At 67.8% G+C, this 13,677-nt stretch carries 9 protein-coding genes; 2 read left to right on the top strand and 7 right to left on the bottom strand.

Going from position 1 to position 13,677, the window contains the following annotated elements; all coding sequences use genetic code 11:
• The first annotated feature begins 353 nt into the window (after window positions 1–353).
• Window positions 354–3,092 carry a TonB-dependent receptor gene (locus ACXJJ9_RS05595; RefSeq protein WP_457096243.1) on the top strand — a complete coding sequence of 913 codons (2,739 nt, stop codon included), beginning with the start codon at window positions 354–356 and terminating at the stop codon, window positions 3,090–3,092.
• A gap of 212 nt (window positions 3,093–3,304) precedes the next feature.
• On the opposite strand, the gene ACXJJ9_RS05590 is transcribed toward ACXJJ9_RS05595, so the two are convergent.
• The 7 genes from ACXJJ9_RS05590 to ACXJJ9_RS05560 form a co-directional block, all read right to left on the bottom strand.
• Window positions 3,305–3,958 carry a bifunctional 4-hydroxy-2-oxoglutarate aldolase/2-dehydro-3-deoxy-phosphogluconate aldolase gene (locus ACXJJ9_RS05590; protein ID WP_457096242.1) on the bottom strand — a complete coding sequence of 218 codons (654 nt, stop codon included), beginning with the start codon at window positions 3,956–3,958 and terminating at the stop codon, window positions 3,305–3,307.
• Window positions 3,955–4,968, bottom strand: a complete 1,014-nt coding sequence (gene glk, locus ACXJJ9_RS05585) for a glucokinase (protein ID WP_457096241.1) — start codon at window positions 4,966–4,968, stop codon at window positions 3,955–3,957. The genes ACXJJ9_RS05590 and glk overlap by 4 nt, the downstream gene beginning before the upstream one ends.
• Window positions 4,965–6,836: a phosphogluconate dehydratase gene (gene edd / locus ACXJJ9_RS05580; RefSeq protein WP_457096240.1), complete on the bottom strand. Its 1,872-nt coding sequence runs from the start codon at window positions 6,834–6,836 to the stop codon at window positions 4,965–4,967. Before edd ends, glk begins: the two co-directional genes overlap by 4 nt.
• Window positions 6,836–7,537, bottom strand: a complete 702-nt coding sequence (gene pgl / locus ACXJJ9_RS05575; RefSeq protein ID WP_457096239.1) for a 6-phosphogluconolactonase — start codon at window positions 7,535–7,537, stop codon at window positions 6,836–6,838. The genes edd and pgl overlap by 1 nt, the downstream gene beginning before the upstream one ends.
• A 25-nt stretch (window positions 7,538–7,562) precedes the next feature.
• On the bottom strand, window positions 7,563–9,026 hold the full coding sequence (gene zwf / locus ACXJJ9_RS05570; RefSeq protein ID WP_457096238.1) for a glucose-6-phosphate dehydrogenase: 1,464 nt from the start codon (window positions 9,024–9,026) through the stop codon (window positions 7,563–7,565).
• A gap of 152 nt (window positions 9,027–9,178) precedes the next feature.
• Window positions 9,179–10,789, bottom strand: a complete 1,611-nt coding sequence (locus tag ACXJJ9_RS05565; RefSeq protein WP_457096237.1) for an MFS transporter — start codon at window positions 10,787–10,789, stop codon at window positions 9,179–9,181.
• A gap of 82 nt (window positions 10,790–10,871) precedes the next feature.
• On the bottom strand, window positions 10,872–11,741 hold the full coding sequence (locus tag ACXJJ9_RS05560; protein WP_457096236.1) for an energy transducer TonB: 870 nt from the start codon (window positions 11,739–11,741) through the stop codon (window positions 10,872–10,874).
• 85 nt (window positions 11,742–11,826) lie between these two features.
• On the opposite strand from ACXJJ9_RS05560, the gene ACXJJ9_RS05555 reads away from it, so the two are divergent.
• Entirely contained in the window at window positions 11,827–13,668 is a 1,842-nt protein-coding gene (locus tag ACXJJ9_RS05555) for a monovalent cation:proton antiporter-2 (CPA2) family protein (RefSeq protein ID WP_457096235.1), read from the top strand.
• The last annotated feature ends 9 nt before the right edge of the window (window positions 13,669–13,677 follow it).

Raw genomic sequence — 13,677 nt, 5'->3', positions numbered from 1 at the left:
GCACGCGCATCGCGGCGCGTCCGACTGAATACGTATGCAGCGGTTGGCGGCGACGAAGTGTGATCGGGTTCCGGATCTGCCACTACGATGGCGCCCGCGCCCTGCCCAGCAATCCGCCGACACGGTCGTCGCCCCGGTGGAAGGACTGCCTGCAACCGCAGCGCCGCCGCGTCAGGCTCTTTCCGCGCGGCCAGATGAATACGTATGCAAGGGAAATTGTGCGGCTGCGCCCCGGACTACCATCGGTCTGCGTTCGGGGCAACCACTTGGGGCCGTACGTAAGACTCGTGGACCCGTGGTGACACGTGTACCGCAGACGACTAATTAGAAAGTTTCATTCCGGAGGGGGAGTGATGGTGCAGTTCAAGAGAAATCTGCTGAGCGTCGCATTGGCGTCGGCCACGATGATGCTCGCTGCTGGCGCGCAAGCGCAGGCACAGCAACCGCAGGAACAGAAGCAGGACGAAGCGACCACGCTCGACACGGTCACCGTGACCGGCATCCGCGTGGGCATCGAGAGCGCGATCTCGAAGAAGAAGGAGTCCACCTCGATCGTGGAATCGGTTTCGGCGGAGGACATCGGCAAACTGCCCGACGTCAGCATCGCCGAATCCCTCGCCCGCCTGCCTGGCCTGGCCGCGCAGCGCGTTGCCGGCCGCGCCCAGGTCATCAGCGTACGCGGCCTGTCGCCCGACTTCGCCACCACGCTCCTCAACGGCCGCGAACTGGTTAGCACCGGCGACAACCGCAGCGTGGAATTCGACCAGTATCCGTCGGAACTCATGAGCGGCGTCACGGTGTACAAGACGCCGGATGCCGGGCTGGTGGGCCAGGGCCTTTCCGGCACCATCGACATGCAGACGGTGCGGCCGCTGAGCTTCGAAGACCGCGTCATCGCGGTCAGCGCGCGTGGCCAGCACAACTCGCTCGACGCGGCGGCCAACGCCTCGGCCTATGGCAACCGCGTCAATGTCAGCTACATCGACCAGTTCGCCGACCGGACCATTGGCCTGTCCCTGGGCTACTCGCATTCCGAGCTGCCGATCCAGGAGCAGCAGGTAGGCCTGTACGAACCCTGGCAGGCGATCGGGGTCGGCTGGCGTCCCGGCGTACCTGCGGGCACCTTCTACTCGGACGGTGCCAAGGCCCTGCGCCGCACCGGCGACGTGAAGCGCGACGCCGTGATGGCGACGCTGCAGTTCCGTCCGTCGAACGACTGGACCAGCACCCTGGACCTGTTCCACACCGAAGCCGAGCAGGAGGACACCGCCAACCAGTTCGAAGTGCACATCGGCGGCTACAACGGCGGCTACTCGCCGGGCCTGAACGTCACCAACGTGACGATCAACGACAACAACACCTTCACCGGCGGTGTCGCCAACAACGTGTACCCGCTGGTCCGCGGCATGTACAACAAGCGCGAAGACAAGATCGACGCGTTCGGCTGGAACAACGAGTTCAATGTCGGCCCGGCCAAGGTCAATGCCGACATCAGCTACTCCAAGGCCAATCGCGACGAGATCAACCTGGAGAACAACACGCAGTTACTGCCCGCGCCGCAGCTCGACTCGGTGGCGCTGTCCTTCCGCAGCAACGGTTTCTCGCAGCTGGTGCCCGGACGGGATTACTCCAATCCGAATGCGCTGTTCCTGTCCAACACGATCTATGGCTCCGGGTATGGCAAGGTGCCGAAGGTCGAGGACAAGCTTTGGAGCTACCGGCTTGACGCCTCGCTGCCTTCGCCCCTGGACTGGTTCTCCGATATCGACGTCGGCCTGAACTACGCCGACCGCGAGAAGTACAAGCAGCAGCCCGAAGGCAACATCACCCTCGGCCCACAGGGCATCACCACCATCGCGCCGGACCTGCAATACGGACTGGTGGATCTCGGCTTCGCTGGCGTCGGCATGGTCCCGTCGTGGAACGTGCCGGGCGCGGTCGACCGTTACATGGTCTTCGCGCCCAACTCGGACGCCTCCTATCTCGTGTCCAAGGCGTGGAAGGTCTACGAAGGCATCACCACGGGTTACGCGAAGGCCAATATCGACACCGAATGGGGTTCGGTCCCGGTACGCGGCAATGTCGGCGTGCAGGTCCAGTACACCGACCAGTCCTCGAAGGCGAACTACTGGGACGCCACCCAGCCGGCCGGCAGCAACGTGCGTCCGTTCGAAGACGGCAAGACCTACACCGACGTGCTGCCGAGCCTGAACCTGGCGTTCTCGTTCTCGCACGACCAGACCCTGCGCGTCGCCCTCGCCCGCCAGCTGGCGCGTGCCCGCATCGACCAGATGCGCGCCTCGCTCGAGTTCGGCGTCAACACCGCCACGGGGGAACCCGGCGGCAGCGGCGGCAACCCCCAGCTCGACCCGTGGAAGGCCAACGCGTTCGACATCTCCTACGAGAAGTATTTCGGCACCAAGGCCTACCTGGCCGCCGCGTACTTCTACAAGGACCTGCGCACCTACATCTTCACGCAGACGGTAGACAACTACGACTGGTCGGCATTCGTGGCGGACTATGTGCCGCCGCCCGGCACGGCGCCGGCGAAGAACATCGGCAGGTTCACCGCGCCCCAGAACGGCAAGGGCGGCATGCTGCAGGGCCTGGAGTTGACCGCATCGCTGCCGCTGGATCTGTTCTGGCAGCCGCTGGAAGGCTTCGGTATCGTGGCCAGCGCCAGCTTCAACGACAGCAACATCAAGATCCGCGACCCGGACAACGCCTCCAGCGTCGGCAGCGGCGACATCAGCCTGCCCGGCCTGTCGGACGAGGTCTACAACCTGACCGCCTACTACGAGCACAAGGGTTTCGAGGCGCGCATCAGTGGGCGCAAGCGTTCCGACTTCATCGGTGAGATCGGCAACTTCGCCGGCAACCGGACGCTGCGCTACGTGGTGGGCGAGGAAATCGTCGACGCGCAGATCAGCTACACGTTCGGCGATGACGCCATCAAGGGCCTGAGCGTGCTGCTGCAGCTGAGCAACCTGACCGACGATTCCTACCAGACCTACGCCGGCACGAAGGATCGCCCGCTTGAGAACATCAAGTGGGGCAAGACCTGGCTGTTCGGCGTGAACTACAAGTTCTAACCAACCAGATCCACGGGCCTCCGCTGGACCTTGGGCCCTTGCCTGCGTTGACCGCCGGCAAGGGCCTTTTTATTTTTGGTGACTGAGCGGTCATCGCCGCGTTCGCCCACGAAAGAACGCGATACCCGCCACGCATCGCACGTGGCGGCGGTGGCATGCAAAGCCCCGCCATGGCGGGGCTTTTCTTTTTTTAGGGTGTCTAACGCCGCCGCTCAGGGCCGACGCAACGCCGCCGCTTCGCGTGCGAGGTTGGCAACACGCTGCCAGTCGCCCGCAGCCAAGGCGTCCGCGGGCACCATCCACGAACCACCCACGGTGATCACGTTGGGCAGCGCCAGGTACGCCGGCGCCTTGGCAGCGTCGATGCCGCCGGTCGGGCAGAACCTGGCTTGCGCGAATGGCCCGGCGAAGGATTTCAGCGCCGCGATGCCGCCGCTGGATTCGGCGGGGAAGAACTTGAAGCGCTGGTAGCCAAGCTCCAGTCCGTGCATCAGTTCGCTGGCGGTGGCGATGCCGGGCAGCAGCGGGATGCGCGCATCGCTGGCCGCGGCGTACAGGGCGTCGGTGGCGCCGGGCGAGATCGCGAACAGCGCACCGGCGGCTTCGACGGCGGAAAGATCGCGCGCACTCAGCACGGTGCCGGCGCCGACGCTCGCTCCGGGCACCTGCTCGCGGATCGCACGGATCGCACCGATCGCGGCGTCAGTGCGCAGTGTCACTTCCAGCACGGGCAGGCCGCCGTCGACGAGCGCGCGGGCGAGCGGCACTGCATCCTCGACGCGCGCGATGCTGAGCACTGGCACGACCGGCGCGCGTGCCAGCACCTGGTCGATGCGCTGGGCATGCAGCTCCATGGGGGTGTTCATCGCGGCGCCTCCGCCTGCAGGGCCGCGCGCGCGGCGACGGCCGCGCCGAGCAGGCCGGGATTGGGGTGGGTGATGACGCGGATCGTCACCGATTCGAGATACGGGGCGAAGCGGCCCTTGGCGAGGAAGCGTTCGCGGAACGCGCTGCTGCGCAGGAAGGGAATGAAGCGCGGCACCATGCCGCCAGCGATCATCACCGTGCGCGCGCCATGGATCAGCGCGGTGTCGCCGCAGACGCTGCCGAGCACCGCGCAGAACCGCGCCAGCGCCCGGCGTGCGACCACGTCGTGACCCTCGAGCGCGGCCTTGACGATCTCGGCAGGCTCGCGCATCTCGAAACCGCGCAGCGCCACGTCATGCGGCGCATTGCCGTTGCTGCGCAGGACCGCATCGATATGCGACAGGCCCGCGCCACACAGCACGCGCTCGGTCGAGGTGCGGCCGAAACGCGCGGTGAGCCAGCGCGCGATCGTCTGCTCCTCGTCGCCGAGCGGGGCGAAGCTGACGTGGCCGCCTTCGGTTTCCACCACGTCCCAACCGCGTTGCGCGTCGCCGATCAGCAACGCGACGCCGAGGCCGGTGCCCGGGCCGATCACACTTACCGGCCCACGCAGCGGCGCGTCGTCGCGGCCGTGCAGGGTGACGTATTCCGTCGACTGCAACGCCGGGATCGCCCACGACACTGCGCCAAAATCGTTGATCACGGACAGTTGTTGCAGGCCCAACGCCTGCTTCAGTTCGCTGCGGGTGAACGACCAGGCCCGGTTGGTCAGGCGGATCTCCTCCCCGTGCACGGGCGACGCCACGGCGATCGCCGCACTGCGCGGGTGTGCTCCGACCTCGGCGAGGTAGTGTTCGGCCGCGTGCTGCAGGCTGGCGAATTCGGCGTTGATCAGCGAGCGCGGCTCGATGATCTCGGCCTTGGGTGAGGCCGGATCGGTCAGGGCGAAGCGTGCATTGGTGCCGCCGACGTCGGCGATCAGCGCGAGCGGGCGGGAAGCGTCGTTCATGGCGCCTCCGCCACGAACAGGCTGCACGCACCCTGTTCCGCCGTGCCGACCTGCGTGCGCATCAGTGCGAACAGTTCGCGCCCGAGACCGGTGCGGTTGCCCTGCAGCGATGCGAGTTCCGGCGTGCGCGTGTTCCACTCGGCCGCGTCGACCAGCGCATCCATCGTGCCCGCTTCGGCGTCGATGCGCAGCATGTCGCCGTCGCGGATGCGCGCGATAGCACCGGCATCGGCGGCTTCCGGCGAGACGTGAATCGCCGCGAGCACCTTGCCCGATGCGCCCGACATGCGCCCGTCGGTCAGCAGCGCGATGCGTTGGCCGCGATCCTGCAGCACCGCCAGCGGCGGCGTGAGCTTGTGCAGTTCCGGCATGCCGTTGGCGCGCGGCCCCTGGCCACGGATCACGGCGACGAAATCGCCTTCGAGCCGGCCATGCTTGAACGCATCGAGCAATGCGTCCTGGGTGTCGAACACTTTCGCCCGCGCGGTGATGACGCGGAACTCCGGCGCCACCGCGGAAATCTTGGCGATGGCGCGGCCGAGGTTGCCCTGCAGGCGCCGCAGGCCACCCTCGCTGTCGAACGGCTCCGCCGCCGGCCGCACCACCGTGGCGTCGCGCGATTGAGGCGGCGGATCGCGCCAGCGCAGCTGGCTGCCGTCGAGCCAGGGTTCGAGCATCTGCTGGCGCAGGTCGCCGCCGTGCACGCAGCGCAGGTCGCCGTGCATCAGGCCGGCATCGAGCAGCTCGCGGATGACGAAGCCCATGCCGCCGGCGGCGTGGAAGTGGTTCACGTCGGCGCTGCCGTTGGGATACACGCGTGCCAGCAACGGGGTGACGCGCGAGAGTTCGTCGAGATCGTCCCAGTCGATGATCAGGCCCGCCGCACGCGCCATCGCCACCAGGTGCAGGGCATGGTTGGTAGAGCCGCCGGTCGCGGCGAGGCCGACCATCGCATTCGCGATCGCCTTCTCGTCGATGGTGCGCGCGAGCGGGCGATAGTTATCGGAGACGCCCTTATCGGAGCCGCCATCATCGGGGACGCCGGCCTCGCGCAGCGCGGTGATGCGCAGGGCCTGCTCGGTCGCCGCCACGGTCAGCGCATCGCGCAACGGCGTGTGCGGATTGACGAAGGCGCTGCCGGGCATGTGCAGGCCCATCACCTCCATCAGCATCTGGTTGGAATTGGCGGTGCCGTAGAAGGTGCAGGTGCCGGGCGAATGGTAGGACGCTGACTCGGCTTCGAGCAGTTCCTCGCGCGTCGCCTTGCCTTCAGCGTAGCGCTGGCGCACCGCCGCCTTTTCCTTGTTCGGCAGGCCCGACGGCATCGGCCCGCCGGGCACGAAGATCACCGGCAGGTGGCCGAAGCTCAACGCGCCGATCAGCAGGCCCGGCACGATCTTGTCGCAGATGCCCAGGCACAGCACCGCGTCGAACATGTCGTGCGAGAGCGATACGGCGGTGGCGAGCGCGATGGTGTCGCGCGAGAACAGCGACAGCTCCATGCCGGTGCGGCCTTGGGTCACGCCGTCGCACATCGCAGGCACGCCGCCGGCGACCTGCGCGCTGCCGCCGGCATTGCGCGCCGCCATGCGGATCAGGCTCGGATACGGTTCGTACGGCTGGTGCGCCGACAGCATGTCGTTGTAAGCGGTGACGATGCCGATGTTGCCGCCGCGCGCGCCGCGCAACCGGGGTTTGTCTTCGCCCGCGGCGGCGAAGCCGTGGGCGAGATTGCCGCAGCCCAGGCGCGCGCGCGCGGGCGCGGACTCGCGCGCGGCGTCCATGCGCGCCAGGTAGTCCGTGCGGGTTGCGTGGCTGCGCTCGGCGATGCGGCGGGTGACGCGTTCGAGAACGGGATGCAGCGACATCATTCGCTCCAATGGATGAGCACGGTCACGGGCGCATGCAGGATCGCAGCGACCGGATGCCGCAGCGGGTCGTGCGTCGCCTGCGCCTCGCGCAGCACGGCGTGCTTGCCCTCGCCGGTGACGGCCAGGTGGATGCTACGCGCGTGCAGCAGGCGCGCGGCCGACAGGGTGATGCGTGGGAATGGCGCTTCCGCCGGCAACGGTCGTGGATCGATCCGGCACGCATCGACCGGCTTGGCCATGTCGAGCGCTTCCGCCAGCCGTTCCGCGCCGGGGAACAGCGACGCCGTATGCGCATCGTTGCCCATGCCCAGCACGACCGCATCGAAGGCGCCGGCGTGCTGCGAAAGCAGCGTGCGTGCCTGCGCGAGCGAACGCTCCGGATCGCCGTCGTCGACGGTCAGCGAAGCGAAGCGCGCGCCCTCGGCCGGCGCGAACGCAGCACACATCTCGCGCAGGTTGCAGGCGGGGTGGTCGTGCGGAACGCAGCGCTCGTCGGTGGGCATGAGGACGACCTTGTGCCAGTCCAGCGCGCACGCCGCGAGCGCGCGGTAAGCGGGTAACGGCGTGCGTCCGCCAGCGAGCGCAAGCATCGCGTGGCCGCGCGCGGCGATCGCTTCGCGCACGATGTCCTCCAGCCGCGCCGCGAGCGACGCGGCCAGCGCGTCGGCATCGACGTACAGATGTTCGATCCAGGCCATCACCGCACTCCGCGCGCGCCAGCGTTCATTCGCGCCAGCTGTGACCGTGGCGCTCGGCCATCGCCACCGCGGCGGCCGGGCCCCATGTGCCCGCAGGGTACGGCCGGGGCGTGACGTCGGCGTGGCGCCAGCCGTCGAAGATGGCGTCGATCCATTCCCATGCCGCTTCAGTCTCGTCCCGGCGCACGAACAGCGTGCTGTTGCCCTCGAGCGCGTCCAGGTACAGCCGCTCGTAGGCGGGACGGCGCGGGAAGGTGGCGAATTCCTCGTGCATGTCGAGGTCGAGCGCGACCTGCGACAGCCGCAACCCGGAACGGTCCAGGCCTGGCGTCTTGCTCATCAGCTTGAGTTCGATGCGCTCGTCGGGTTGCAGGCGGATGGTCAGCGCGTTGGGCTCGACCTGCGCGCCGGAGAAGATCGAGTGCGGCACCGCGCGGAACTGCAGGTGGATCTCGGTGCTGCGACGGGGCATGCGCTTGCCCGTGCGCAGGTAGAACGGCACGCCCGACCAGCGCCAGTTGTCGACGTGCGCGCGCAGGGCGACGAAAGTCTCGGTGCGGCTGGGGCGACCGAGTTCCTCGAGGTAGCCCGGCGCGACTTTCCCATCGACCGCGCCGGCGGTGTACTGGCCGGCGACGGTCTCGGTCAGCACCTCGTTGCGGCTGATCGGACGCAGCGAGCGCAGCACCTTGATCTTCTCGTTGCGCACCGCGGACGGCTCGAAGCGCGCCGGTGGTTCCATCGCGGTCAGGCACAGCAGCTGCAGCATGTGGTTCTGCAGCATGTCGCGCATCGCGCCGGAATGGTCGTAGTAGTCGCCGCGGCCTTCCACGCCGACGGTCTCGGCCACCGTGATCTGCACCTGCTGGATGTGGCGCGCGTTCCACAAGGGTTCGAACAGGGCGTTGCCGAAGCGCAGCGCGAGCAGGTTCTGCACGCCCTCCTTGCCCAGGTAGTGGTCGACGCGGAACACGCGTTCCTCGTCGAAGACGCGGGTGACGCCATCGTTGATCGCTCTCGCGCTGGCGAGGTCGTGGCCGATCGGCTTCTCCAGCATCACGCGTGTGCCGGGCCCGGCGAGGCCACTGCGCCCGAGCGCCTCGCAGATCGGCGCGTAGAAGCGCGGCGCGGTGCTGAGGTGGTAGACGACATCGCCGCTGGCCGTGGCGCGCAGTTCGTGGATGCGTTGGCCCAGCGCCTGCAGCGAGGCGTCATTGGAGACGTCGGYGGCGTGGTAGTCGATGCGTTCCAGCAGCGCCTGCAAGGCGCCCTCGTGGCACTCGCCCGCTGGCGTGTTGCGACGGACCGCATCGGCGACCAGTGCACGAAAGGCCGTCGTGTCGATATCGCTGCGGCCGGTGCCGAGGATGCGCAGCGCCTGCGGGCACAGCACGTCTTCCTGCAATCCGTACAGCGAGGGGAACAGCATCCGCTGCGCCAGATCGCCGGTGGCGCCGAAGATGACCAGCAGGGAAGCGGGGCTGCGCATCGCGGGACTCGATGAAAGCATCACGACAGCCTAATACTGCGGTCGTCCACGGCGCGGGTGCAAACGATTACAGGGCGCCGCGACGATCTTCACGCCGCGACACCGTCAAACGCGCCGCCGCGCGCGGGAAGGCCTTGCTCCCGCGCCCCGACTCAGCCCGCCAACGCGTCCTGGATCTCTTCCAGCCGGTGCCCGCGGGTCTCGATTCCGCTGCGCAGCAGCAGCACGCCCGAGACCGCCATTGGCACCGCGATCAGCAATGCGGACCACGCAAAGTGGCTGAAGAAACCGAGCACGCCCAGGCCCGCGCCGAGGATGCCGCCGAACTTGGAGCTCGCCGCGATCACGCCCGAGCCGGTGCCGCGCAGATGCACGGGGTAGATCTCGGCCGCATACGGAATCAGCATCGCGATGACACCGCTGATGCTGATCAGCAGCGAGGCGGTGGCGACGATGGTCAGCGTCTCCGAGCGGATCTGCAGCATCCCCATCGCGAAGAAAGCGAGCAGCGACAGCGTGGTCAGGGCGATGAACACCACCAGCGACTTGAAGCTGCTCCAGCGGTGGTACAGCCAGATCACCACCGCGATCCCCGGCAGCGCGTAGAGCGCCGATTTCGCCAGCAGGCGGCTCGCGGCCTTCGGATCGACACCGAGTTCGGTGAGATTAACCGGCAGCCACAGCAGGAAGCCGAAGTTCGCCAGGCCCCACGCAAGCCCGCACACCAGCAGCCCCCAGGTGATCGGTGCATGGCGTCCGCGCAGCAATTGGCGCATGCCGGTGACCGGATGCTGGTCGTCGATCCTCGGCGCACCGGGGTGCTGGGCGTCATCGATTTCGAGCGCATCGGCGGCCTGGCCGGAGAACTTGCGCAGCACCGCGCGCGCCTGGTGGGCGAGGCCCGCGTTGGAGAGGAAGCGCGGCGACTCCGGAATGAAGCGGTAGAGCACCAGGATGATCGCGCCAGTCGGCAGTCCGAGCAGCCACAGCACGCGCCAGCTGAACATCGGTTCCAATGTCGCCGCCGCGCCCGCCGCGAGCAGGTAGCCCGCGGAGGTACCGATGCCGCCCAGCGCGACCAGCAGCCAGCCGCGATGCGCGGCGGGAACGGTTTCGGCCATCAGGGTGAAGGTGATCGGCAGTAGGCCGCCGGCGGATGCGCCCATCAGGAAGCACATCGCCAGGTTCCAGCCGAACGAGGGCATCGCGCCGCAGATCGCGGTGCCCATGAACATCAGGGCGCCGAGCAGGATCGCGGCGCGGCGACCGAAGCCGTCGGCGACGCGACCCCACAGCACCGAACCGACCGTGGTGCCGGTGAGCGCCACCAGCGCGAGCAGGCTCGCGGTCGGCTTGGTGATCGCGTATTCCGCGCTCATGCCCGGCATGACGAAGCCGAGCGTCGCCGGCTTCATCACATCCACCGCCAGCGCGACAACGAGCACGCCGACGAGCTTCCAGTGTTCGATGTTGAGCGGCACGCCGTCGGCGATATGGAAGTGCAGGTGCCGCGCGTCGCCATGCAGCGCCTGCTGCATCAACGCCAGCCGCGGCATCAGGCCGTAGGCGGCGAAACCCAGGCCCACCGGGATGGCGGCCATGCCGGCCAGCATCCAGTTGTCCATCGGCATGCCCACCATCTGCCAGTGCGTGTACTGCCCCATCAGGAACATCGGTGCATGCGAGAACACGCCGGCGATGATCAGCGTGCAGCCGAACCAGAAGGCGATGGGATGATGGAACGACAAACCGCTGGACTGCATTGTGTTTCCCGTGGTAACGGATGGTGGATGGGTACGCCGATGATGCACCGCTCGCGCGTTGCCGCGGAGCGGCCGTAATCGATCAGCTCTCGGACAGCTGGGTCAGCAGTTTCAGGCCAGATCCCGCGAGATAGGCCCCGCCCGGCGCCAGCGTGTCGGGGCTGAACGCCGCGCCTTCCTTGTCTTCTTTCCAGGGGTTGGCTTGGCGCGGACCGGGAACGTAGGCTTCCCAGCGACCGTAAGCCGCCTTCGCGCTACGCGGATCATCGAAAGAGAACATCACTGGCACGCGCAGCACCCAGAAGTCGGATCGCGCATCGTCGCCTTCGGTGGGCGGGGCGAAGGTCCAGCGTTTGGCCTGCCACACCGAGGCGTCCTCGAACATGCGGCGCCATCGCGCCATCGTCGTCTCATCCGCGACCGCCTTCAGATTCACCTGTTCGACAAACACGTCGCTGACCTTGCCATCGCGCCCTGCGCGGACCAGGAGGTAGACGGTGCCGGACACGCCATTTCGCGCCGCGCTGTCCGGATATCTCGGCGGCTCCATGCTGACCGGGCGCGGGCGCTCTTCCGGCTTGCCCGTCCTGTCGCCAAAGCCGGCGCTGCGGATGGTGATCGTGAAGCTGTCCTTGTCGACCTTCTTGGCCACGACCCGGATGTTCATGTCGGTCGCTACGTTCGCCGCCTTGCCATCGATCAGCACGGGCTCGAACCTCCACGTCGGCACCGCTGTGCCGATGAGGCTCACTACGCCCTCGGGCAGCTTGTCCTTTTCGTCCAGCGAGAAACCGGCCACCTTGCCGCTGGTGTCGACCTGGATCTTGCCGGTGACCAGCATGCTGGCTTCGATCTGCTTGCGCACCGCTCCGGGGCCGGCGGCGAAGGCCGCGGCGCTGGCGAGCAATGACATTGCGACGAATACCGCTCCTGCGCCAATGCGGATCTTCATTGCTTCTCCTTGTCCCTGTTAAGTGGCAACCGGCGCAGCATAACCTCGTCGCGGCGGCATAATCGCGGCAACGGAGGTGTCCCCCATGCACGGCGGCCTTGAACTAGCACTGGTATTCCTGCTTGCCGCGGTGATCGCGGTGCCGGTGTTCCGGCGTTTCGGCCTGGGTGCGGTGCTGGGCTACCTCGTCGCGGGCGTGGTGCTGGGCCCCCACGGCATCCGCGTCATCCGCGACGCCGATCCGGTGCTGACCGCGTCGGAGATTGGCGTGGTGATGATGCTGTTCGTGATCGGGCTGGAATTGTCGCCCTCGCGCCTGCGGGTGATGCGCAAGCCGGTCTTCGCCGCGGGCGGCGCGCAGGTGCTGTCGACCGGGATCGTGCTCGCCGCGGCCGCCATGGGGCTCGCGACACTGCTGGGCGATGCGACGCTCGCCAGCATCTTCGACTGGAAGGTGGCGCTGGTCGCCGGTGCCGGCCTCGCCCTGTCGTCCACCGCGGTGGGCCTGCAGCTGCTGTCCGAGCGCAAGGCACTGGCCAGCGAACATGGCCGCCTCGCCTTCGCGATCCTGCTGTTCCAGGATCTCGCCGCAATCCCGCTGCTTGCGGCGATTCCGTTGCTGGGCCATGCGCATGCGCAGACCAGCGAGCCGATCGGAATCGCCATCCTCAAGGCGGTGGCGGCGATCGCCGCGGTGGTGATCGGCGGTCGCATCGTGCTGCGGCATTTCCTGCGCTTCGTCGCGCGTACGCGGACGCCGGAGGTGTTCACCGGCGCGACGCTGCTGACGGTCCTCAGCGCGGCCTGGGTGATGGAGCTGGCGGGATTGTCGGCGGGCCTGGGCGCGTTCCTCGCCGGCGTGCTGCTCGCCGATTCGGAATACCGGCACGAGCTCGAATCGCAGATCGACCCCTTCAAGGGCCTGCTGCTGGGCTTGTTCTTCATGGCCGTGGGCATGAGCATCGACCTGCGTCGCGTGCTGCAGGAGCCGCTGCTGATCGCCACGGTCGTCATGGGCTTCATGGCGATCAAGTTCGCGCTGCTGTTCGCCGTGGGCCTGCGTCCGGGCGGACTGACCAAACGCGGCGCGCTGCAACTCGCGGCGGTACTCGCGCTGGGCGGTGAATTCGCCTTCGTGGTCTTTGGCGAAGCGAAGAAGGCCGGCCTGTTCGACGATGTCCTGCGCGATCGCCTGGTCGCCGCGGTCGGCGTGTCGATGGCACTGACCCCGTTGCTGGTGGAGGCGCTATCGCGCGCGCTGGCCGCGCATCCGGTGGCGCGCAGGAAGCGCGCATTCGACAAGATTCCAGATGACCACCCACAGGTGTTGATCGCCGGCTTCGGCCGCTTCGGCCAGATCGTCGCGCGCCTGCTCGCGGCGCATCGCACGCCATTCCTCGTGATCGAGGACGATATCGACCAGGTCGATTTCTCGCGCCGCTTTGGCAACCAGATCTATTACGGCGATCCGACCAAGCCCGAGTTGCTGCGCTCGGCAGGCGCGGCGGGCGTGAAGGTGTTCGTGGTCGCGATCGCCAACCAGGAGCGCAACATGCGCACCGTGGAAGTCATCCGCCGCCTGTATCCCGATGCGATCGTGCACGCGCGCGCCCGCGATCGCCGCCACGCGTGGGAGCTGATGGACCTGGGCGCGAAACCGATGCGCGAGACCTTCCATTCCAGCCTCCTCCTCGGCGAGCAGGTACTGGTGGAGCTGGGCATCGCGCCGGAAATCGCGAGCCAGCACGCGCAGCGTTTCCGCGAGCACGACCAACGCGTGTTGCAGGCGCAGTACTACGTGCGCGACGACGAGGACGCCCTGAAGCAGTCGGTGCAGGAAGCCAGGCGCGAGCTCGAGGAGCTGCTCAGCGCCGACATGGGCGAAGGCGTGCTCGGCGAGATCGCCAGCGAGGAAGAAGAAGACTAGGACCGCGCG

The sequence above is a fragment of the Lysobacter sp. P5_B9 genome (assembly GCF_054049835.1).
Note: the sequence above shows the minus strand (reverse complement) of the source record. Positions and strands in the feature narration are given on the sequence as shown.